This window comes from Agromyces archimandritae, from assembly GCF_018024495.1.
In the GTDB taxonomy this organism is placed as follows: Bacteria; Actinomycetota; Actinomycetes; order Actinomycetales; family Microbacteriaceae; genus Agromyces; species Agromyces archimandritae.
Map to the genome: position 1 here is coordinate 2994485 of NZ_CP071696.1, position 20171 is coordinate 3014655.

Annotated in this window: 21 protein-coding genes, 1 tRNA gene, 1 other RNA gene and 1 pseudogene; 13 read left to right on the forward strand and 11 right to left on the reverse strand. The window is 72.0% G+C overall.

The window, feature by feature from the left end; all coding sequences use genetic code 11:
* Positions 1–71 precede the first annotated feature (71 nt).
* A complete protein-coding gene (locus G127AT_RS13765) occupies positions 72–929 on the forward strand; it encodes an LLM class flavin-dependent oxidoreductase (protein ID WP_210897807.1) in 858 nt (285 codons plus the stop codon).
* A gap of 43 nt (positions 930–972) precedes the next feature.
* On the opposite strand, the gene G127AT_RS16270 is transcribed toward G127AT_RS13765, so the two are convergent.
* Positions 973–1107 carry a hypothetical protein gene (locus G127AT_RS16270; RefSeq protein ID WP_280527569.1) on the reverse strand — a complete coding sequence of 45 codons (135 nt, stop codon included), beginning with the start codon at positions 1105–1107 and terminating at the stop codon, positions 973–975.
* Positions 1108–1221: 114 nt separating this feature from the next.
* On the opposite strand from G127AT_RS16270, the gene prfB reads away from it, so the two are divergent.
* The 4 genes from prfB to smpB all read left to right on the forward strand — a co-directional run bounded on the left by prfB (position 1222) and on the right by smpB (position 4985).
* Entirely contained in the window at positions 1222–2331 is a 1110-nt protein-coding gene (prfB, locus tag G127AT_RS13770) for a peptide chain release factor 2 (protein ID WP_210897808.1), read from the forward strand.
* Between the two features lie 103 nt (positions 2332–2434).
* Positions 2435–3487, forward strand: a complete 1053-nt coding sequence (gene ftsE, locus G127AT_RS13775; RefSeq protein ID WP_210897810.1) for a cell division ATP-binding protein FtsE — start codon at positions 2435–2437, stop codon at positions 3485–3487.
* Positions 3484–4395: a permease-like cell division protein FtsX gene (gene ftsX, locus G127AT_RS13780; protein ID WP_210897812.1), complete on the forward strand. Its 912-nt coding sequence runs from the start codon at positions 3484–3486 to the stop codon at positions 4393–4395. Before ftsE ends, ftsX begins: the two co-directional genes overlap by 4 nt.
* A gap of 110 nt (positions 4396–4505) precedes the next feature.
* On the forward strand, positions 4506–4985 hold the full coding sequence (gene smpB / locus G127AT_RS13785; protein ID WP_210897814.1) for an SsrA-binding protein SmpB: 480 nt from the start codon (positions 4506–4508) through the stop codon (positions 4983–4985).
* Between the two features lie 3 nt (positions 4986–4988).
* Here the strand turns inward: smpB and G127AT_RS13790 are convergent, their stop codons facing one another.
* Together G127AT_RS13790 and G127AT_RS13795 are read right to left on the reverse strand one after the other, a co-directional pair.
* Positions 4989–5390 carry a hypothetical protein gene (locus tag G127AT_RS13790; protein WP_210897816.1) on the reverse strand — a complete coding sequence of 134 codons (402 nt, stop codon included), beginning with the start codon at positions 5388–5390 and terminating at the stop codon, positions 4989–4991.
* The gene (locus G127AT_RS13795; RefSeq protein WP_210897818.1) at positions 5387–5848 is read right to left on the reverse strand and encodes an OsmC family protein; all 462 of its coding nucleotides are present in this window, start codon (positions 5846–5848) and stop codon (positions 5387–5389) included. The genes G127AT_RS13790 and G127AT_RS13795 overlap by 4 nt, the downstream gene beginning before the upstream one ends.
* Positions 5849–5912: 64 nt before the next feature.
* Between G127AT_RS13795 and G127AT_RS13800 the strand changes: the two genes are divergently transcribed.
* From G127AT_RS13800 to ssrA, 3 genes are all read left to right on the forward strand, one after another.
* Complete coding sequence (locus G127AT_RS13800) at positions 5913–6623, forward strand: ArsR/SmtB family transcription factor (RefSeq protein ID WP_210897820.1); 711 nt, start codon at positions 5913–5915, stop codon at positions 6621–6623.
* 10 nt (positions 6624–6633) lie between these two features.
* On the forward strand, positions 6634–7368 hold the full coding sequence (locus G127AT_RS13805) for a tyrosine-protein phosphatase (protein WP_210897822.1): 735 nt from the start codon (positions 6634–6636) through the stop codon (positions 7366–7368).
* Positions 7369–7520: 152 nt separating this feature from the next.
* Positions 7521–7890: a transfer-messenger RNA gene (gene ssrA, locus G127AT_RS13810) on the forward strand.
* A gap of 123 nt (positions 7891–8013) precedes the next feature.
* On the opposite strand, the gene G127AT_RS13815 is transcribed toward ssrA, so the two are convergent.
* On the reverse strand, positions 8014–9081 hold the full coding sequence (locus G127AT_RS13815; protein ID WP_210902169.1) for an IS1249 family transposase: 1068 nt from the start codon (positions 9079–9081) through the stop codon (positions 8014–8016).
* A gap of 283 nt (positions 9082–9364) precedes the next feature.
* Here G127AT_RS13815 and G127AT_RS13820 point away from each other — a divergent pair.
* Positions 9365–9724, forward strand: a pseudogene (locus G127AT_RS13820) (aldo/keto reductase); the annotation flags it as partial.
* Positions 9725–9878: 154 nt separating this feature from the next.
* On the opposite strand, the gene G127AT_RS13825 reads toward G127AT_RS13820, so the two are convergent.
* Positions 9879–10739, reverse strand: a complete 861-nt coding sequence (locus G127AT_RS13825; protein ID WP_244857603.1) for an inositol monophosphatase family protein — start codon at positions 10737–10739, stop codon at positions 9879–9881.
* Between the two features lie 103 nt (positions 10740–10842).
* Between G127AT_RS13825 and G127AT_RS13830 the strand changes: the two genes are divergently transcribed.
* Positions 10843–10918, forward strand: a tRNA-Lys gene (locus G127AT_RS13830).
* A 44-nt stretch (positions 10919–10962) separates the two neighbouring features.
* Here G127AT_RS13830 and G127AT_RS13835 read toward each other — a convergent pair.
* The 5 genes from G127AT_RS13835 to G127AT_RS13855 all read right to left on the reverse strand — a co-directional run bounded on the left by G127AT_RS13835 (position 10963) and on the right by G127AT_RS13855 (position 13739).
* On the reverse strand, positions 10963–11553 hold the full coding sequence (locus G127AT_RS13835; protein WP_210897826.1) for an energy-coupling factor transporter transmembrane component T family protein: 591 nt from the start codon (positions 11551–11553) through the stop codon (positions 10963–10965).
* Positions 11550–12230: an energy-coupling factor ABC transporter ATP-binding protein gene (locus tag G127AT_RS13840; RefSeq protein WP_210897828.1), complete on the reverse strand. Its 681-nt coding sequence runs from the start codon at positions 12228–12230 to the stop codon at positions 11550–11552. Before G127AT_RS13840 ends, G127AT_RS13835 begins: the two co-directional genes overlap by 4 nt.
* The gene (locus tag G127AT_RS13845; protein WP_210897830.1) at positions 12227–12853 is read right to left on the reverse strand and encodes a biotin transporter BioY; all 627 of its coding nucleotides are present in this window, start codon (positions 12851–12853) and stop codon (positions 12227–12229) included. The genes G127AT_RS13840 and G127AT_RS13845 overlap by 4 nt, the downstream gene beginning before the upstream one ends.
* A 166-nt stretch (positions 12854–13019) precedes the next feature.
* The gene (locus G127AT_RS13850; protein ID WP_210897832.1) at positions 13020–13460 is read right to left on the reverse strand and encodes a hypothetical protein; all 441 of its coding nucleotides are present in this window, start codon (positions 13458–13460) and stop codon (positions 13020–13022) included.
* Positions 13461–13550: 90 nt separating this feature from the next.
* Positions 13551–13739, reverse strand: a complete 189-nt coding sequence (locus G127AT_RS13855; RefSeq protein ID WP_210897834.1) for a hypothetical protein — start codon at positions 13737–13739, stop codon at positions 13551–13553.
* 109 nt (positions 13740–13848) lie between these two features.
* Here G127AT_RS13855 and G127AT_RS13860 point away from each other — a divergent pair, with 109 nt between their 5' ends.
* Genes G127AT_RS13860 through G127AT_RS13870 form a run of 3 tightly spaced genes read left to right on the forward strand, consistent with a single transcriptional unit; the run spans position 13849 to position 19277 of the window.
* Positions 13849–14415 (forward strand): TetR/AcrR family transcriptional regulator, encoded by a 567-nt coding sequence (locus G127AT_RS13860; protein ID WP_210897836.1) that lies wholly within the window; start codon positions 13849–13851, stop codon positions 14413–14415.
* Positions 14416–14466: 51 nt separating this feature from the next.
* A complete protein-coding gene (locus G127AT_RS13865) occupies positions 14467–17340 on the forward strand; it encodes an MMPL family transporter (protein ID WP_210897838.1) in 2874 nt (957 codons plus the stop codon).
* On the forward strand, positions 17337–19277 hold the full coding sequence (locus tag G127AT_RS13870) for a YhgE/Pip family protein (RefSeq protein ID WP_210897840.1): 1941 nt from the start codon (positions 17337–17339) through the stop codon (positions 19275–19277). The genes G127AT_RS13865 and G127AT_RS13870 overlap by 4 nt, the downstream gene beginning before the upstream one ends.
* A gap of 33 nt (positions 19278–19310) precedes the next feature.
* Here G127AT_RS13870 and G127AT_RS13875 read toward each other — a convergent pair whose 3' ends face one another.
* Positions 19311–20171, reverse strand: coding sequence for a sugar phosphate isomerase/epimerase family protein (locus G127AT_RS13875; protein ID WP_210897842.1), 861 nt, complete (start codon positions 20169–20171; stop codon positions 19311–19313).

The window sequence follows — 20171 nt, forward strand, 5'->3', positions numbered from 1 at the left end:
GTCGTTCACACGTGTAGTCGCCCGTGTACTTCCACCACTCAATGTCGGCGGCTCGCCGTATCGTCTGCAGCATGGAGTACGGGTTCATCTACACGGGCACGGATCCGGGCGAGGCGGTCGAGTTCGCGGTGCTCGCCGAAGCGCACGACTGGGATGCCTTCTTCGTCTGGGAGGGGATCTGGGCGAGCGATGCGTGGGCGATGCTCGCGGCCGCTGCGATGCGCACGAGCCGTATCCGGCTCGGCACGATGCTCACCCCGGTGCCGCGCCGGCGGCCGTGGGAGCTCGCGGGGCAGACGATGACGGTCGACCGGCTCTCGGGCGGGCGGGTGATCCTGGCCGTCGGGCTCGGAGTTCCGCAGGACGTCGAGGAGCGGTTCTGGATCTTCGAGGACGATCCGGGGCGGCGCGTGCGGGCCGAACGGCTCGACGAATCGCTCGAGCTGCTGCCGCTGCTGTGGCGCGGCGAGCCGTTCTCGTACGAGGGCGAGCATTTCCGTGTGCGGCGCACCGTGCAGATGCTGCCGCCTCCGTCGGTGCAGCAGCCGATCCCGATCTGGACGGTCGGCGCGTGGCCGCGGCCGCGGTCGATGCGGCGGGTGATCGGCACGGCGGGGTGGATCCCGAACTATCTGCCCGTCGGCACCGACGCCGAGCCCGGCAATCCCGGCTTCACGCCGGAGGTCGCCGCCGAGGCAGTCGCGTGGATCGAGCAGGAGCGCGCGGCAGCCGGGCTCGATGGGCCGTTCGCCTTCGTGCAGGAGGGCACGACGGGCGGGGTGGATGCCGCGGCCGACGCCGCAGTCGTGCGCCCCTGGGCAGAGGCAGGCATGAACTGGTGGCTCGAAGCGGACTGGGAGGTGCCGGCCGAGGAGATCCCGGCGGCGTCGCGGCGCCGGCTCGCGGCGGGGCCGCCGCGCATCGGGTGAGAGTGCTGCGGCCCGGACGAGGCTGCGCCGCGGCCGAGAGCCGTCAGTCTTCGCGGGCGGGCAGTTCCGCCCCGCAGCGGCGGCAGCGGGCCGCGTCCGCGCCCTTGGCGAAGGCACCGCACTCCGGGCACACCCGATCCAGCCAGCACACCGGGTCGCCGCCGAACTCCTCCGCCATGCCTCCATGCTGGCACGCCGGGCACGGCGCGGCCACCGGTGCGCCGGGCGCGCGCCGCGCGGCCAGGGCCGGGCGCGCTCCGGCATCCACCCGCACGGCTAGGCTTGAGGCGACATGTTGGATGCAGACTTCACCCAGGCGATCCAGGCCCTCCGCACGACGTTCGGCGACATCCGGGCCGTGGTCGACGTCGACGGCCTCGAGGCCGACATCGCCCGGCTCTCCGAAGAGGCCGGCGCACCCGATCTGTGGGACGATCCCGAGCGCGCCCAGCAGGTCACGAGCGCCCTCAGCCACCGGCAGGCCGAACTCAAGCGCGTCACCGACGTCGACCGCCGCCTCGACGACCTCGAGGTGCTCGTCGAACTCGCCAACGAGGCCGACGACGCCGAGACGCAGGACGAGGCGCGCACCGAGCTGGCCGCCCTGCAGAAGACGGTCGGCGACCTCGAGGTCCAGACGCTCCTCGACGGCGAGTACGACCCGCGCTCGGCCGTCGTCACCATCCGTTCCGGCGCCGGCGGCGACGACGCCACCGACTTCGCCGAGATGCTCATGCGCATGTACCTGCGCTGGGCCGAACGCCACAAGTATCCGGTCAAGGTCATGGACACGAGCTACGCCGAAGGCGCCGGCATCAAGTCGGCGACCTTCGAGATCGATGCCCCGTACGCCTACGGCACGCTCTCGGTCGAGGCCGGCACGCACCGCCTGGCCCGCATCAGCCCCTTCGGCGGCGCCGACAAGCGGCAGACGTCCTTCGCCGCGGTCGAGGTCATCCCGGTGATGGAGGAGGCCAAGGAGGTCGAGATCCCCGAGGGCGACATCCGCGTCGACGTATTCCGCTCCTCGGGCCCCGGCGGCCAATCGGTCAACACGACCGACTCCGCCGTCCGCATCACCCACCTGCCGACGGGCATCGTCGTGTCGATGCAGAACGAGAAGTCGCAGATCCAGAACCGGGCCGCAGCGATGCGCGTGCTGCAGACCCGGCTGCTGCTGGCCAAGCGCGAGGAGGAGGCGGCGAAGAAGAAGGAACTCGCCGGCACCATCACCGCCAGCTGGGGCGACCAGATGCGCTCCTACTTCCTCTACGGCCAGCAGCTCGTCAAAGACCTCCGCACGGGATACGAGGTCGGCAACCCGGCGACCGTCTTCGACGGCGAGCTCGACGGCTTCATCGCCGCCGGCATCCGCTGGCGCAAGCAGCAGCACGACGACTGAGCCGGGCCCCACCCGGCGAGGGCCCGCGCGCTCGCGGTGAGGTTCGCGGGGCCGTGCGCGTCGCTCCCGGCATTCGCTGCGGGCGGGCTTACGCTCGATCCCGATGATCCGCTTCGACAACGTCACCAAGGTCTACCCGGGAACGCAACGCCCCGCACTCGACGATGTCGATGTCGAGATCCTGCGCGGCGAATTCGTGTTCCTCGTCGGCGCCTCCGGCTCCGGCAAATCCACCTTCCTCCGCCTCATCCTGAAGGAGGAGAAGCCGAGTTCGGGTCGCATCCACGTGCTCGGGCAGGAGCTCGACCGCATCTCCTCGCGCAAGGTGCCGTTCTTCCGCCGCAGCCTCGGGGTCGTCTTCCAGGATTTCCGGCTGCTGCCGAACAAGAACGTGTTCGAGAACGTCGCCTTCACCCTGCGGGTCATCGGCAAGTCGCGCGGCTACATCCACCAGGCGGTGCCCGACACCTTGAAGCTCGTCGGCCTCGACGGCAAGGGCAAGCGGATGCCGCACGAGCTCTCCGGCGGCGAGCAGCAGCGCGTTGCCATCGCCCGCGCGATCGTCAACAAACCTCAGATCCTGCTCGCCGACGAGCCCACCGGCAACCTCGACCCGGTCACGAGCGCCGGCATCATGACCCTCCTCGAACGCATCAACGCGGGCGGCACGACCATCGTCATGGCCACCCATGAGGCCGGCATCGTCGACCAGATGAAGCGTCGCGTCATCGAACTGTCGGCCGGCGAAGTGGTGCGCGACGAGAGTCACGGCGGGTACGCGGTCGGGCACGGCGAGGGCGACGCGGAGGTCGTGGATGCCGGTGCCGCAGCGGATGCCGGCGGTGAACCCGCCCCGGTCACGGCCGCGAACCCGAAGGTCACGGCCGCCGTCATGGAGCAGGCCCCGCCCCTCTACGTCGAACCCGAAGCGCAAGACGAGGTCACCGAGGCCGCCGCAGCCGTCACCGCCGCTGCGACCTCGGCCATCCCGATCCAGGCGGAGCCCGATCCCGAACCCGACCTGCCCCCGGCGCCGATCATCCCGGACGCCGAGGATCTCGTGCCCGAGCAGCTCACGCTCGCCGAACGCCTGGGCCTTCGTGCTCCGGGCGGAACGCCCGGCGACGACGAGCAGGAAGTGGGGCCGACCCGATGAATGCGGGACTGATCTTCGCCGAGGTCGGCAACGGCCTGCGCCGCAACGCGTCGATGGTCGTCTCGGTCATCCTCGTCACCTTCGTCTCGTTGACCTTCGTCGGCACCGCCGCGCTGCTGCAGCTGCAGATCGCCCAGATGAAGAACTACTGGTACGACCGGGCGCAGGTCGCCGTGTACCTCTGCGCCGACCTGTCCGGCGGCGCGTGCACGGGCGGGGCCGCGACCGAGGAACAACGCGACACCATCGAAGCCGTGCTGAACTCCGACACCCTCGCCAAGTTCGTCGACGAGTACTACTTCGAGGATCGCGAGCAGGCCTTCGAGAACTTCCAGGAGCAGTTCGCCGGAACCCCCGCCGCCGACTACGCGACGCCGGAGATGCTGAACGAGACGTTCTGGGTGAACCTCGTCGACCCGTCCCAGTCCGATGTCATCGCCGAGGCCCTTGCCGGCACGGCCGGCGTCGAGTCGGTGGTGGATCAGCGCCGCTATCTCGACCAGATCTTCGACGTGTTGAACGCCGCGAGCTTCACCTCGATCGCGATCGCCGTCGTCATGCTGGTCGCCGCGGTGCTGCTGATCGCCACGACCATCCGCCTGTCGGCGTTCTCGCGCCGCCGTGAGCTCGGCATCATGCGCCTCGTCGGTGCGTCGAACCGGTTCATCCAGACGCCGTTCGTGCTCGAGGGCGTCTTCGCGGGCCTCATCGGTTCGTTGCTGGCCGGCGGCGCAGTGGTGGCGATCGTGCGACTGTTCGTGCAGGGCTACCTCGCCGAACGGCTCGCGTTCACGAGCTTCGTCGACCTCGGCGATGCGCTGCTCGTCGTCCCCTTGCTCGTGCTCGTCGGCGTCGTCCTCGCGGCGATCTCGGCGGCGATCGCCATCTCGCGGTACCTGAAGACGTGACGTCGCCCGTCCCGACCGGGACGGGATGCGCGGCCGCCTGATCCGTCGGCTAAACTGAACGGCTGCCCGGCATCCGTCGGGCCTGCCCGAGACGCGGAGAGGTGTGCGCCATGGCGAAAGAGCGCGGAGAGAAGGTCGTGGCGACCAACCGCCGGGCCCGTCACGAGTACACCGTCGAAGACAGCTACGAGGCCGGCCTCGTGCTCACCGGAACCGAGGTCAAATCGTTGCGCGAGGGCCGGGCTTCGCTCGTCGACGGCTACGCCTTCATCGACGACCGCGGCGAGATGTGGCTGGATGCCGTGCACATCCCCGAGTACACCGAGGGCACCTGGAACAACCACGCCCCGCGGCGCAAGCGCAAGCTCCTCCTGCATCGGCAGGAGATCGTGCGGATCAGCCACAAGACGAAAGAGGGCGGCTACACGCTCGTCCCGTTGAAGATCTACTTCAGCGACGGCCGTGCGAAGGTCGAGATCGCCGTCGCGAAGGGCAAGCGCGAGTACGACAAGCGGCAGGCCCTCCGCGAGCGGCAGGACAAGCGCGAGGCCGAGCGGGCGATGTCCAGCCGCCGGCATCTGGGGGAGTAGCGCTCAGCCGCAGGCCCGCGCCGCGGCCAGGTGCTCGGCGTCGGTGACGATGACGAGGCGCCCGCCGTGGTCGCTGTATTGCGCGATGAGCGGCACGCCGGCCTCGGCGAGCTTCGCGAGGTGGGCGGCGAGGGTGCCGGGTGTTTCCTGATCGAGCCTGGTGGTGGCGACGTGCCGCACGACGGGGTCGAGGCCGGCGGCGCGGAGGGCGCGGGCGGCCGCCTCGCCGTCGGCGACGAGGAAGTGCGCGACGAGTCGCGGGTGGATGCCCCGGGCGTCCTCGACCCAGGCTCCGCCGCCCTCGAGGGAGACGCCGGCGGCGGCGGTCGTGCGGGCGAAGGCGGCGAGGGCGTCCGCAGAAGGCGTGAGCCTGACTTCGATATCGGCCTCGAAGGGGACGTTCATGCGAGCACCTCGATCTCGGGGACGAGCACGATATCGCTCGTGAGGCTTCGCGCGATGTAGCACTGCTCGTGCGAGGCGCGCAGCATCCGTTCGACCTCTGCGGCGCCGTGTGCGGCATCCACCCCCGCGACGCCGATGCATGGGCGCAGATGGATCTCGGCGATCCGCCCGCCGCGGAGCGTTCCGACGGCGTCGTCGCGGTACTCGCGCACGTCGATCCCGGTGCGGGCGGCGTCGCCGAGGAACATGAGCAGCAGGCAGGAGCTGGCCGCGGCGACGATGAGCTGCTCGGGGTTCTGGCGGGCGGCGTCGCCGCGGAAGGCGGGGTCGGCCGAGAGTCGCAGCGGTTCGGCGGCCGGCGGCGTGGCGACGGTGTGCCCGCGGGGGTAGCCGCGGTAGCCGTCGGCGGTGGATCCCTGCCAGTGCAGCAGCGCGGAGTAGTGGTGTTCGTTCGTCATACCGCGACGCTACGTCCGGAACGTTTCGGCGGCGGCCGAAGTGTGCCGAGCCTAGACTCGGCCTATGACGAAGGACCTCTCGGCGATCGGCCGGGCGCTCGCGGTGCCGGCCCGCAGCGCGATCCTGGCCGCCCTGATCGACGGCAGCCGCCGCCCGGCGTCCGAGCTGGCGGGCATCGCAGGCGTGTCGCCGTCGACGGCGAGCGAGCATCTCGGGGTGCTGGTGGATGCCGGACTCCTGCAGGTGGAGGCGCGCGGCCGCCGGCGCTTCTACCGTATCGCCTCGCCTGACGTCGCCGTCGCGCTCGAGGCGCTCGGCGGTCTCTCGCCGGCAGTGCCGGTCACCGGGTACCGCGGGCATCGCGAGGCCGAGGATCTCGCCGGGGCCCGGTTCTGCTACGACCATCTCGCCGGCCGCCTCGGCGTCGCCCTCGCCGACGGCCTCGTCGCCCGCGGTCTGCTCGTCGCCGAGAGCCTCGACCTCGCGCCGGGCGCCTCCGACGGCTTCACGGGGCTCGGCGTGGATCTCGCGGGCATTCGCGGCACGCGCACCCTCGTCCGCGCCTGCCCCGACTGGACGGAACGCCGGCCGCACCTGGCCGGGGCGCTCGGCGCGCACCTGGCGGCCCGGTTCCTGGACGCCGGATGGATCCGCCGCCGCGCCGGCTCGCGCCGCGGCGTCGAACTGACGGGCGAGGGCGCCCGCGGTCTCGCCGGCGAGTGGGGGATCGAGCTCTCCGCAGACTCCCTGCCGATTGTCGGCGGCAGGCCATAGGCTCGCCGTGATGGATACGACGACGCGCATCCCCGTCCCGGGCACCTACAACTTCCGCGACGTCGGGGGCCTGTCGGCCCGCGGCGGCGAGGTGCGGCCGGGAGTGCTGTTCCGCTCCGACGGCCTGCATCGGCTCGGCCCGGCGGGGCGGGCGATGCTCGGGACTCTGGGCGTCCGCAGCGTCATCGACCTGCGCGACCGATACGAGGCCGAGCGGATGCCCGACGACCTCGACGGCCTCGACGTCGAGGTGCGGAGCCTGCCCGTCTTCGAAGGGTCGGGCGCCTCGCAGAACGGTGAAGACGTGAGCCTCGAGCAGCTCTACGAGCGGATGCTCACCCGCCATGCCCCGGTGCTGGCGAACGCCGTGCGGGCCGTGGCCGCGCAGCCGGCGGGTTCGACGGTCGTGCACTGCACCGCCGGCAAAGACCGCACGGGCGTCGTCGTGGCCCTCTCCCTGCTCTCGGTCGGCGTCGACCGTGCGACGGTCGTCGAAGACTACGCCCGCACCGAGGCCCACCTGGCCGGCGAGTGGCTCGAAGAGATGGTGCAGCTCGTCGGCCGCTTCGGCGTGCCCGATTCGCCGGGCCTGCGCATGCTCATGGGCGGCAGCCCGCCCGAAGCCCTCGACCACGCGCTGGATCTCGTCGAGCGCGAGCACGGCTCGGCCAACGAGTACCTCGTGGCCTCGGGTGTGGCCCCGGCCGAGTTGCGATCGCTCGAGACGCGGCTGCTCGTGAAGTGAGGCCGTCTCCGGCATCCACTCGCGGATGACGGCCGAACCGGGAATGGCGCGGGGCCCGAAAGTGTTCTAAGCTGTGAGGCCGCGCAGTTCGCGAGAACGGCGCGGATGCAACTCCATAGCGTGTGAGAACGGTCCGTCGATACGACGACCACGGGGATGATCGGTTTCGACATCGCCTGTGAAACGACGAGAAGCGGGCCGAGGATGCAGGGTTATCTCGTGAACGCCCCCTGCAAAAAAATAACTGCCAATAAGAAGCAGTCCGACTTCGCCCTCGCTGCGTAAGCGAGCCCGATAGTCCGTCGGTCCGGGTGGGTTCCCGCCCCGGTCACCGGCGTCATCTAGGGAACTCGCTGCACGTCGTCGCCTGAGCGACGCGCGGGACTTTTTTCAGGCTGGGCCTGTCGACTTGGGTGCCTGTGGCAAAGGTCGGGGCCGAGCAGAACGCTTGCACAGGCTGCGCCCGGAGAAGGCGTCGAATCTCAGCGATGGACGGGGGTTCAATTCCCCCCATCTCCACGAACCGTTCTCGCACGTCACAGGAAAAACCCCCGGTTATCCGGGGGTTTTTTCGTTCACGCGACGGCTTCGGCTGGCTCTGATTCGGCGGCCTATAGGCAAGAAATAGTGGATGGTTCGGGCGTGTCATGATCGTCCGGCCCAGCCTGTTCTGAGCCAGAGGCCTTCGGTGGCATCGAGTCCGGTGTCGTAGAGGGTGGGCTGGCCGGTTGTCTCGTTGCGGGCGGGCCGGGGTGCGGGGGCTGGCAGGGTCGCGTGTTCGTGGGCGTGGTTGATGGGGATCTCGTGCAGGAGCAGGAACCATTCGGCGGCTCGTTTGCGGTGCTCGATGGGCATGCCGCGGTGCTGGTGGAGCAGGTTGCGGATCTGTGAGTTCAGGCCTTCCAGTCGTGATGTCGTGCGGGGGTTGCCGTGGGTGAGGTGGGTGAAGACGTGGCCGGCTCGGGCGGCACGGTGCAGGATGCCCCAGGCTTTCCGGAGCCGGTCGTGGGTGAAGCCGAAGCGGCCGTTGTCGTAGAGGGTGCGTTCACGGGTGAGGTGGCCGTATTGCTGCCACCAGGCTTCGAGGGTGAGCTGCCAGGTGATCGCGGCATCGATGTCGTGGACGTTGCTGAGGTTCAGCGAGATCTGTCGGAGTGCGCGGCCGGCTGCGGTGCGGGGTGTTCGGGTCAGTTCGCCGGTGACGTTGAGTTGCAGGTGGAAGATGCAGCGTTGCACCGCGGTATCCGGCCAGGTGTTGTGCAGTGCGGCGCGGATTCCGGAGCCGCCGTCGGTGACGGCGACGATCGGGGCGGGGACTTGATCGAACAGGGCCGTCCAGGCTGCGGTGGACTCCCGGGCGCACCACTGCCACGCGATGACATGGCCGGTATCGCTGATCGCGATCAGCAGACACCAGGTGCCGATCCAGATCCCGTCGACGAGGACCGTGTCGTGGACTTCACCGGTGACGGGCATCCGAGGCTGTAGCTGCCAGCACCAGGCGGTGTCATGTCTGAAAGTGCGACCGGTCCCACCGCCGTGTTCGGCTTGCGAGGCCTTCCCAGACAGCCAGCGCAGGAAACGACGCAGTTGTTCGCGTTCGCGTACGTCCGGGCGATGCCGCACGGTCGAGGATCCGCATGTCCGGCATCGCCAGCGTTGGGTTCCCGAGGGATGGCGTCCGTTCTTCACGAGTCGTGATCCGCATACCATGCAGCGCGTCGAGTTCGGGGCAAGGTCCACGACCAAGCATCACCGACCATGACCACCCCCAGAGACGCCCGGAATCACGCGGCCAGAACGACACCCCATCCACTATTTCTTGCCTATAGACCGATTCGGCGCTTGCCCACATTTTGCCCACACCTGCTGCAGCGGCCCGGTGATTGAGGCGGTCCCCAACTGAGTCAAGGTCGTCCTCGAAGAGGTCTGCGTAGGTGTCCAGGGTCATCGCGGCAGACTTGTGGCCGAGCAAGAGCTGGACAAGCTTCACGTTTCCCTCGACCGCTCCCTCGGACGGCTCGGGCTCGACTATGTCGACATCTTCTACTCGCACCGCCCCGACCCTGAAACGCCGCTCGAAGAGACGATGGGCGCGCTCGCCGAAGCGGTGCGGCAGGGCAAAGCCCTCTACGTCGGCATCTCCTCGTACTCCGCCGCCGACAGCAGCCGCGCCGCCGAGATCCTCGCCGATCTCGGGGTGCCGCTCACGATCCACCAGCCCTCGTACTCGATCCTGAACCGGTGGATCGAGACCGACGGGCTGCTCGATGCGGCAGGCGACGCGGGCTTCGGCATCATCGGCTTCGCCGCCCTCGACGGGCCGGCGTTCACCGAGTCCGACCTCGCCCGCATCGACGAGCTCGGCGGCGACGCCGGCGTCGACCTGTGGGCCGGGGCCCGCGAGGGCGGCGGGCTGCCGAGGCTGCGCGCCTGAGCCCCGACGCCGCGGGCGGCGGCCCAGAGCCGCTGCGCGAGTGGATGCCGCGGGCCACGGCATCCGCACCCGCTCAGATCTCGGGGTCGACCAACGCCTCGAGCACCGTGTCGTGCAGGAGCCCGTTCGTGGCGAGGGAACTGCCCTCCCACGGGCCGGGTACGCCGTCGATCGAGCTGAAGCGGCCACCGGCCTCCTCCACGATCGGGATGAGCGCGGCGAGGTCGTACGGCTTCACGTCGAACTCGCCCGTGATGTCGATGAGACCCTCGGCCAGCAGCATGTACGACCACATGTCGCCGTACGCCCGGTCGCGCCACACCCGCTCCGAGAGCGCCAGCAGGCGGTCGAGGTACCCGGCATCGCGCCACTGCGCGAGGCTCTGGAAACTGAGCGACGCGTCCTCGAGGCGCTCGACGCCGGAGACCCGCAGACGGCGCGCCCCGGGCACCGCGGGGCGCTCGGCGGCCTCGCCCGCGGCATCCGCACCCGACCCGCTCGCGCCCGCTTCGGCGGCCGACTCGACCGTCCAGGCGCCCGCCGCACGCGACGCCCACCAGCGCCGCCGCATCGCCGGAGCCGACACGACGCCGACGACCGGCACCCCCTCGATCGCGAGCGAGACGAGCGTCGCCCACACGGGCACGCCGCGCAGGAAGTTCGCCGTGCCGTCGATGGGGTCGATGATCCACTGCCTGGAGGCGCTGCCGGCGATGCCGAACTCCTCGCCGAAGACGCCGTCGGCGGGGCGGGTTTCGGCGATGCGCTCGCGGATCGCGCGCTCGACGGCCAGGTCGGCCTCGGTGACGGGGGAGCGGTCGGGTTTCGTGCGGATGTCCAGGCCCGCGTCGCGGAAGTGCCGCATGGAGATCGAGTCGGCGAGATCGGCCAGTTCGAGGGCGAGGGCGAGGTCTGCGGCGTGGTCGGCGGTCACGGAATCAGGCTACTCGCTCGCGTGACCGCCGTACTCGCCGCCGATTCGCGCAAGGCCGCTCGAACTGCTAATGTTGTCCCTCGGTTCGGTTCTTCCGAATTCCGCACCTCTAGCTCAATCGGCAGAGCAACTGACTCTTAATCAGTGGGTTCTGGGTTCAAGTCCCAGGGGGTGCACCACGAGCCCCGCTTCCCCGGAAGCGGGGCTTTTCGCGTTGCCGCCCTCAGTCGTCGGCGCCGCGGGCGATGAGGGCCTCGCCCATCGCATCGGCGGCCTGCAGGGCGCGGAGGACGACGGGGACTGCGACCGCACGCAGCGAGCCTTCGGCGCCGCGGGCGCGGCGGGCCTCGAGCACGGCGTGCACGATCTCGGCGATGAGGGGGACCGCGCGGATCGTCATCGCCAGCAGCAGTCCGATCCGCTCGGCGTCGACGCGGGGCACCCGCGACAGGCCGCGTTGCACGGCGTCGAGCATGTCGCCGACGCGGGTGGTAAGGGTGACGAGGGCGGCCAGGGCGACGCAGACGGCGATGCGGAGGGCGACGGTGACGGCGTGTTCGAAGCCCGTGAAGATCCAGTTGATCGGCAGGGTGATCGCGACGATCCAGGCGAGGGGTCGCAGCTGACGCCAGAGTGCGGATGCCGGGATGCGGGCGAGGGCGAAGAGCGCCGCCGTGAAGACCGCACCGCCGGCCAGCCACGGCCAGCCGGGCGCTGCGGCGGCGAGCACGACGAGCACGGCGAGGGCGGGCAGCTTCGCGCCGGCCGGCATCCGGTGGAGCACCGAGGTGCCGGGCACGTACATCCCGATCATGCGATGCGGGCCTCGTAGGCGGCGAGGGCGGCGGCCGGGCGGTCGTCGGCGACGATGCGGCCGCCGTCGACGACGAGCACCCGGTCGAAGCCGGCGACGGCGTCCAGGCGGTGGGTGACCATGACGAGCTGCTCGTCGAGTTCCGCGAAATGCTCCTCGATGAGGCGGGCGTTGCGGGCGTCGAGGAGGGTCGTCGGTTCGTCGGCGACGAGGACGGCGGGGCGGGCGACGAGCACGGCCGCCAGGGCGAGCAGCTGCTTCTGCCCGCCGGAGAGGCGGTGGGCGGGGCGTTCGGCGAGGGGTGAGAGGCCGAAGCGGTCGAGCGCGGCATCCACTCGGGCGTCGGACTCGGCCCGGGGCAGGCGCAGCTTCCGCAGCGAGAACGCGACGTCTTCGCGCACGGTCGGCATCACGATCTGGTGGTCGGGGTTCGTGAACACGAAACCGACGCGGCGGCGCACCTCGCGGCCGCGGCGGGCGACGTCGAGACCGTCGACGGCGACGCTGCCCGCGGCGGGCGCGACGAGGCCGTTGATCATGCGGGCGAGGGTGGACTTGCCGGAGCCGTTCGCGCCGACGATGCCGATGCGCCGTTCCGTGAGGCGGAGCGAGACGTCGTGCAGCACCGGCACGCCGTCGTAGTCGTGCGAGACGGCGTCGAAGACGATCTCGCTCATGCGCGCCCGGCGGTCTCGGGTGCGGATGCCGACTCGCGCTGCTCCGGCTGGGCTCGCCGCGGGGCTCGGCCGAGCATGCCCGGGCGGGCGCGGTGCACCGCGGCGGCCACGAGGGCGGCGACGACGGCCTTCACGAGGTCGCCGGGCAGGAATGCGAGGTTCACGCCGATCGCCGCCGGCAGCGGCATGCCGGTGACGGCGGCCATCCACGGCACGCCGACGGCGTAGACGACGCCGACGCCGCCGATCAGGGTCGCGGCCAGCAGCGGCCAGACCCCGCGCCACGGCAGGCGCGCGGCGAGGAGGCCGGCGACGAGGGCGCCGGGGATGAAGCCGAGGAGGAACCCGCCGCTCGGGCCGGCGAGCACGCCGAGGCCGGCGGATCCGCCGGCGAGGATCGGCAGCCCCGCGAGGCCGAGGGCGACGTACACGACGACGGCGAGGGTGCCCTCGAGGGGCCCGAGCACGACGGCGGCGAGCATGACGCCGAGGGTTTGCAGGGTGATCGGCACGCCGAAGCCGATGGGCACGGCACCGGGCAGCGTGAGGGCGGCGATGAGAGCGGCGAAGACGGCGATGCGGGCGATGCGAGCGGCGCCGAGGCCGGTTCGGGTGGCGGTCATGCGATCACGCTACGAGCACGGGGCGGGCGGATGCGGCTGCGGCGGTCCAAGAATCGGGGTGCGGTTTTGGACGCGGGCCGGGCTCGCGCGTGTTCTCCGGCGTGTCGCGGGTGCGGATGCCGGGGGCGGGCGCCTCCGGCGGCGTGCGGATGCCGGGCCGCGCCCGTCAGGCGGCGAGCGCGTCCTGTTCGTCGGCGAGCTCGGCGGCTTCGGCGGCCTCGGCTCCCTCGGTGAGCGCGGCGATCCCGGTGTCGAGCGCGGCACCGGCATCCACGGGCTCGGCCCAGACGACGAGGGGGGCGGGGTTCCAGCTCATGGCGATGGGTTCTGCGCCGGCGGGGGCGACGACGGCGTCGCGTTCGGCGAGCATCGCGCGGGTGAGGTCGGCGGCGATCTGGTGGGTGAGCATGGCCTGGAAGATGCGGTCGGTGTCTTCGCCGCTGCGGCGCACGAGGCTCCAGTCGCCGTCGGGGCCGATGAAGCGGACGAGTCTCGCGTAGAGCTGCTCGAAGACCTGCTCGCCGTTCAGATCGGCGAGGGGTGCGTGCGCGGGGGCGGGAGCGGCAGCCTGCGCGGCGGCCTTTCTGCGGAGCAGCCGACGGAACATCGGGGCCTCTCGGTGTCGGGGTGGTGCTCGGTTCGGGATCCAGTCTCGCCCGGGGGCGCCGTCGCCGCGGCCGACACGCCGCGGGCCGGGTCAGTCCTCCAGGCGGCCCTGCTTGGACTCTTCGGCGACGGTGCCGATCGCGATCGCGAGACTCGCCGCCCAGGATACCCACATGAGCAGCAGCCGCCAGTCGCGCGGCCCGCTCACGGTCGAGCGCACGACGCCGATGCCGCTGAAGATCGCGCTGATGACGGCTCCGCTGAACAGGTACTTGCGCATGTGCCTACGCTACCCGGCGGGGACGCCGGTGCTGAGGGCCCGCTGGGAATCCGGGCGAATCTGACCGATCGGACAAGAGCTGACCGATCGGTCAGATAGCATCGTCGGCATGAGCGATCAGGAGACGGCCCCCACGGCCCGCGACGACCTGCGCGCCGCCGCGCTCGAACGCTTCGCGACCGACGGCTACACGGCGACGAGCCTGCAGCACATCGCCGACGCGGCCGGCTACGCCAAGTCGAACGTGCTCTACCACTTCGGCACGAAAGAGGCCGTGCTGGATGCCGCGATCGGCCCGGCCGTCGAGGCCCTCGAACACCTCGTCGACCGGCTCGTGGATGCCGAAGGCGCAGCCGAGGCGACCATCGCAGCCTTCGTCGACTTCCTCTTCGAATACCGCCTCGCCGTCACGATCGTGGTCAACCAGGGCTCCTCCCTCGGCGGCATCCCCATCATCGACCGCGCCGCCGACGCGATCCGGCGCCTGGCCGTCGGCATCACCGCCGACGGCGGCGACCCCATGCGGCATCTGCGCTTCGGCGTCGCCCTGGCCGGCGCCACCTATGCCCTCGTCGCCGGCGCCACCTTCATCCCCGACCCGATCGACGAGGGCGAGGCGCCGCGCGCGGCCCTCGTCGAGATCCTCACCGAACTCCTGCGCCGCGACGCCGGATAGGCAGCCCCCGCGCATCCACCCCGACCGGCATCCGACCCCCGATTGGCCACCGTGACCCTCTTCCTCCACCGCCTCGGCCGCTCCGCCTTCCGCCGCCCCTGGCTCGTCATCGGCATCTGGGCGCTCGCCCTGGCCGCCCTCCTCGGCGCCGGCTTCGGCCTCGGCGGCAAACTGCAGGAGTCCTACGCGATCCCCGGCACGGAATCGCAGACCGCGATCGACCGGCTCGCCGCCGTCTTCCCCGAGACCGCCGGTGCCGCAGCCCAGGCCGTCGTCGAAGCGCCCGAGGGCGCATCCGTCGAAGACGCGCCAGCGCGCGAGGCGATCGAGTCGCTCGCCGGCGCCCTCCGCGACATCGACGGCGTCGCCCAGGTGCTCGCCCCCTTCGACGAGTACGCCGGCGACCAGGTCTCGGCCGACGGGCGCACCGCCTACCTGCAGATCCAGTTCGACGGCCAGGCGGTGGATCTTCCGGCGTCCGCCGTCGACGACGTCACCGCGACCGCCGCGATCGCCGAAGACGCCGGCCTCGGCATCGCCTACGGCGGCGAGGTCTTCCGCGACACCGGATTCGGCCTGACCGTCACCGAGGTCTTCGGCGTGCTCTTCGCCGCCGTGGTCCTGCTCATCACCTTCGGCTCGCTGCTGTCGGCCGGCATGCCGCTGGCGAGCGCCCTCGTCGGCGTCGGCGTCGCCTTCGGCGGCATTTCGATCGTCTCGGCGATGACGACCGTCTCATCCACCGCGCCCATGCTCGCCGTCATGATCGGCTTGGCCGTCGGCATCGACTACGCCCTGTTCATCCTCTCGCGCCACCGCACGCAGCTGGCCCGCGGGCAGCGGCCGGAAGACTCCGCGGCCGAGGCCGTCGCCACCGCCGGCGGCGCCGTCGTCTTCGCCGGCATCACCGTCATCATCGCCCTGCTCGGCCTTCTCGTCGTCGGCATCCCCTTCCTCAGCGTCATGGGCGTGGCCGCCGCCGCGACCGTCCTCGTCGCAGTCCTCGCCGCGATCACCCTGCTGCCCGCGCTCCTCGGACTCGCCGGCGACCGGCTCGCCCCCAGGCAGGGCGGCCGCGCCTGGCGGCGCGCGAACGCCGATCCCGACGCCGGCCGGCGCACCATGGGCCGGCGCTGGGCGGACCTGCTGCTGAAGGCGCCGGCGATCCCCGTCGTCCTCGTCGCCGGCATCCTCGGCACCGCCGCCGTACCGGCCCTCTCGCTCGACCTGAACCTGCCGAGCGGGGAGACCGAACCGGCCGGTTCGACCCAGCGCGAGGCCTACGAGATGATCGCCGACGGCTTCGGCCCCGGCTACAACGGCCCCCTCATCGTCGCCGTCGACATCACCCAGACCACCGAGGTCTTCGAGGATCTGGACGACATCGCCGAGCGCATCCGCGGCCTCGACGGCATCGCCTACGTCGGCGACGGCCTGCCGAACCCGAGCGTCGACACCGCCATCATCCAGGTGATGCCGGAAACGGCCCCCGACGCCCCCGAGACGAAGGCGCTCGTCGAAGCGATCCGCGAGCTCGCCCCGGGCATCGACGCGGACCTCGGCACGCCCATCGCGGTCACCGGGTACACGGCGGTCGCCATCGACATCTCCAACCGCCTGAGCGATGCGCTCGTCCCGTTCGCCCTCATCGTCGTCGGACTGTCGGTCGTGCTGCTCATGATCGTGTTCCGTTCGGTGTTCGTGCCGGTGAAGGCGGCGGTCGGCTTCCTGCTTTCGGCGTTCGGGGCGATCGGGGCGACGGTCGCGGTGTTCCAGTGGGGCTGGTTCGCCGACGTGCTGCACGTCGAGCCGGGCCCGATCCTGTCGTTCCTGCCGATCCTGCTGCTCGCCGTGCTCTTCGGTCTCGCGATGGACTACGAGGTCTTCCTCGTCTCGGGCATGCGCGAGGAGTTCGTGCGGCACGGCCGGGCCCGGGAAGCCGTGCGGCACGGTTTCCAGCACGCCGCGCGGGTCGTCACGGCCGCGGCCCTCATCATGTTCTTCGTCTTCATCGCCTTCGTGCCCGAGGGTTCCGGCGTCATCAAACCGATCGCCTTCGCCCTGGCCGTCGGGGTCGCCTTCGACGCCTTCCTCGTGCGGATGACGCTCGTTCCGGCGGCGATGGCGCTCGCCGGCCGCGGCGCCTGGTGGCTGCCGAAACGGCTCGCGCGCATCCTGCCGAACGTCGACATCGAGGGCGAGGGCCTTCGCGGCCACCTGGGCGCGGCCGCCTGGGCTGCCGGGCGACCCGCGGCGATCACGATCGAAGCCGGCCGATTCGGCGACGAGGCGGCCGGGATCGGCCCGATCGACGTCGAGGTGCCCGAGCACGGGCTCCTGCGCCTCGGCGGCGAGCCGGCCGCCAGACGCATCGTCGCGGCGACCCTCGCCGGGCGTCTTGCGCCGGCCGGCGGCCGCATGCAGGTGCTCGGGATGCCGCTGGGCTCCGATTCGGCTCGCGTCGCTCGCCGTACGGCGATGGCCGATGCGGGGGCGGACGCCGGCGGTCTCAGCGTCCGCGAGCTCGTGGCCGCACGAGTGGATGCCGCCGGCCCCTGGTACCGGCTGGCACCCCCGCGCCGCGAGGTCGACGCGTGGATCGCCCGCGCCGCCGAGGCGTCGGGTGCCCCGATCGACCCGGACGCCGCCGTCGCCTCCCTCGGCGCGATCGCCCGGGCGGCCGTGCTCGCCGCCGCCGCGCTCGCCGAGCACCCCGGACTGCTCGTCCTCGACGTCGGAGAGGCGCCGCCGCGAACCGGGCGCTACGACGACGCCCTCGAGCGGATGCTCTCGCGCCTCGTGCCGGCGGGCACGGCGCTGGTCCTGGCCGCCGGCCGCTTCGACCCGCACGACGGCGCCGCCTTCGGCAGGCCCATGCGTGTGGTCGAACTCGACGCCGCACCCCGAAAGGAGCTCGCGCGATGACCTCGCGACTCGACCGTTTCCTGTTCCGCAGCGCCCGCGGGCGCCGCACCCGCGCGGGCATCGTGCTCGCCGCGGTGATCGCCGTGCCGTTGGTCGTCGCAGGCCTCGTCGCAGCCGCGTTCGGCGGCGCCGACGAGGGCATCGAACGCATCCCGGCGCTCGTCGTCAACAACGACGAGATGGTCGTGCAGACCGGTGCCGACGGGCAGGAGCAGACGATCCTCGCCGGCCGCCTGCTCGTCACCGAACTCACCGGCGGCGAGGGTGCGGGCTTCGACTGGTCGCTCTCGAACGACGAGGAGGCCGCCGACGCCCTCGCCGGCGGCCGCGCGTATGCGGTGCTCACGATCCCCGAGGGCTTCTCGGCGTCCGTCGCCTCGCTCGGCGGGCGTTCGCCCGAGCGGGCCGGCCTCGCGCTCCGCACCGATGACGCCCACGCCTACCTGGCCGGGTCGGCGGCGCAGTCCGTCGGGGAGGCCATGACCGCCACGCTCGGCCGCGGCCTCACCGAGCAGGTGCTCGCCGGCTTCACGACGGGCCTGTCCGAACTCGCCTCGGGCGTCGGCGAGGCGGCGGGCGGATCCGCGGCCCTCGCCGACGGCGCCGGAACCCTCGCCGGCGGCCTCGACGACCTCGCCGCCGGGGCGGGCGACGCCGCCGACGGAGCGCGCGAGGCGGCCGACGGCACCGCAGCCTACGTCGCGGGCGTCCGCGGCTATGCGGACGGCGTCGACGGGCTCGCCGCGGGCCTCGGCGAACTGCGCACCGGCGCCGCCGGGCTCGACGAGATCGCCTCCGGCGTCCGCGAATACACCGGCGTGGTCTCCGGGCTCTCCGAACGGGTCGGCGGTGCGGCCGGCGAACTCCGGGCCCTCGCGGCCGCGCATCCCGAACTCCTCGAGCAGATCCCCGAACTCGGCGAAGCCCTCGGGGCCGTCTCCGAGCTCGAGGGCGGCGTCGCCGAGTTCGCCGCGGGCGGTGAGGAGCTCGCCGCCGGAACCGAGACCGCCATCGCCGGCGTGCAGGCCGGCATCGACGACGCGGCCGGCGGTGCCGCAGCGCTCGCCGACGGCTCGGAACGGCTTCGCACCGGCGGCGACGGGCTCGCGGCCGGGGCCGGGGCGCTCGCCGACGGGCTCGGAGAGCTGTCGGCCGGGGCCGCGGCATCCGCATCCGGCGCGCACGAGCTCGGCATGGGGGCCGGGCGGCTCGCCACCGGCCTCGGCGATGCGGCCCGGCAGTCCGAGCCCTTCGCCGGAATGGATGCCGAGCGCACCGCCGCCGTCGTCGCCGACCCCGTCGGGGTCACCACCGAGCGCGCGAACGAGATCGCCGGCATCCCGGAGGTGATCGGCGTGCTGATCGTCCCCGTCGGCCTCTGGCTGGGCGCGCTGGCCCTCTTCCTCGTGTTCCGTCCGCTCGGCCGGGAGGCCCTGGGCAGTACCGCCCCCACGGGCCGGCTGGTGGCCCGCACCCTCGTCCGGGGCGGAGCGGTGGCCCTGGCCCAGGCGACGGCGGTGACGCTGCTGCTGCACACGGCGCTCGGGGTGCCGTGGTCGCTGACCGCGCAGACCTTCGCGTTCTCGGCGCTCGCCGCGCTCGCGTTCACGGCGCTGAACGCCTTCCTCACGATCTGGCTCGGCCGCAGCGGGCTCGTCGTCTCGCTCGTGCTCGTCGCCCTGCAGCTGACGGCGACCGGCGGGCTCGTGCCGATCGAGGCGGTGAGCGCCCCGATCCGCGCGCTCGCCCCGTTCCTGCCGATCGGCTGGGGCGTGCAGGGCATGCAGGCGATCGTCTCGGGCGCCGGCGGGGCCGCGGTCGCCGAGGCGGCAGCCGTGCTGGCGGTGTTCGCGGTCGCGGCCGTTGCGGGCATGCTCGTCGCGGTGTCGGCGCGCCGCGGCATCCGGGCGCAGGCGATGGTGCGGGCGGTCGCCTGAGGCGGACCCGGGCAGGCTCGGCGGTGGATGCCCTCAGCCGCGCTTGCCCGGCAGCAACCCCTCGAGGGCCCGCCGCGAACGCGCGGCGGCGCGCTGCCGGCGCGAGCGTGCGGTGTGCTCGCGGGCGAACTCGATCGTCTCGACGAGCAGGGCGAGGCGGTCGGTTTCGGTCTTGGCCTTGCGGGTGTTGACCTCGGCGACGATGTCGCCGTCCCAGCCCGATTCGGCGAGCATCGCGAGCACCTCGGCGACCGGTTGCGTGCCGCGGCCGGGCAGCAGGTGCTCGTCGAAGATCTGGCCCTCGCCGGCCGGGCCCGAACCGTCGCAGAGGTGCACGTGCCGAAGCCGCGGCCCGAGATCCCGGGCGAACTCCATCGCGTCGATGCCCGAGAGGGCGGCGTGGGAGAAGTCGAGGGTGACCGCGTCGCAGTCCATCGCGCGCGGATCCCAGCCGGGGGAGTACGCCTTCAGGTTCCGGCCTGCGGCCCGCCACGGGAACATGTTCTCGACGGCGATCTGCACGTTCCGCCGCCCGGCGGTCTCGCGCACGATGTCGAGGAAGCGGGCCGCATAGCCCGACTGCCAGCGGAACGGAGGGTGCACGACGACCGTGCCGGCGCCGACCTCGTGGGCGAGCTCGGCGGTGCGGTCGAGCTTGATCTCCGGGTCGCGCCCCCACACGAAATGGGTGAGCAGCAGCACGGGCGCATGCACCGAGAGGATCGGCAGCCCGTAGCGGGCCGAGAGTTCTCGCAGGCCCGCGGCATCTTGGGTCGCCTCGTCTTGGGAGACCATGATCTCGACGCCGTCGAAGCCGGCGCGCTTGGCCATCCGGAAGGCCTCTTCGGGGCCGTGCGGATAGACGCAGCTCGTGCTCATGCCGATTCGCATCAT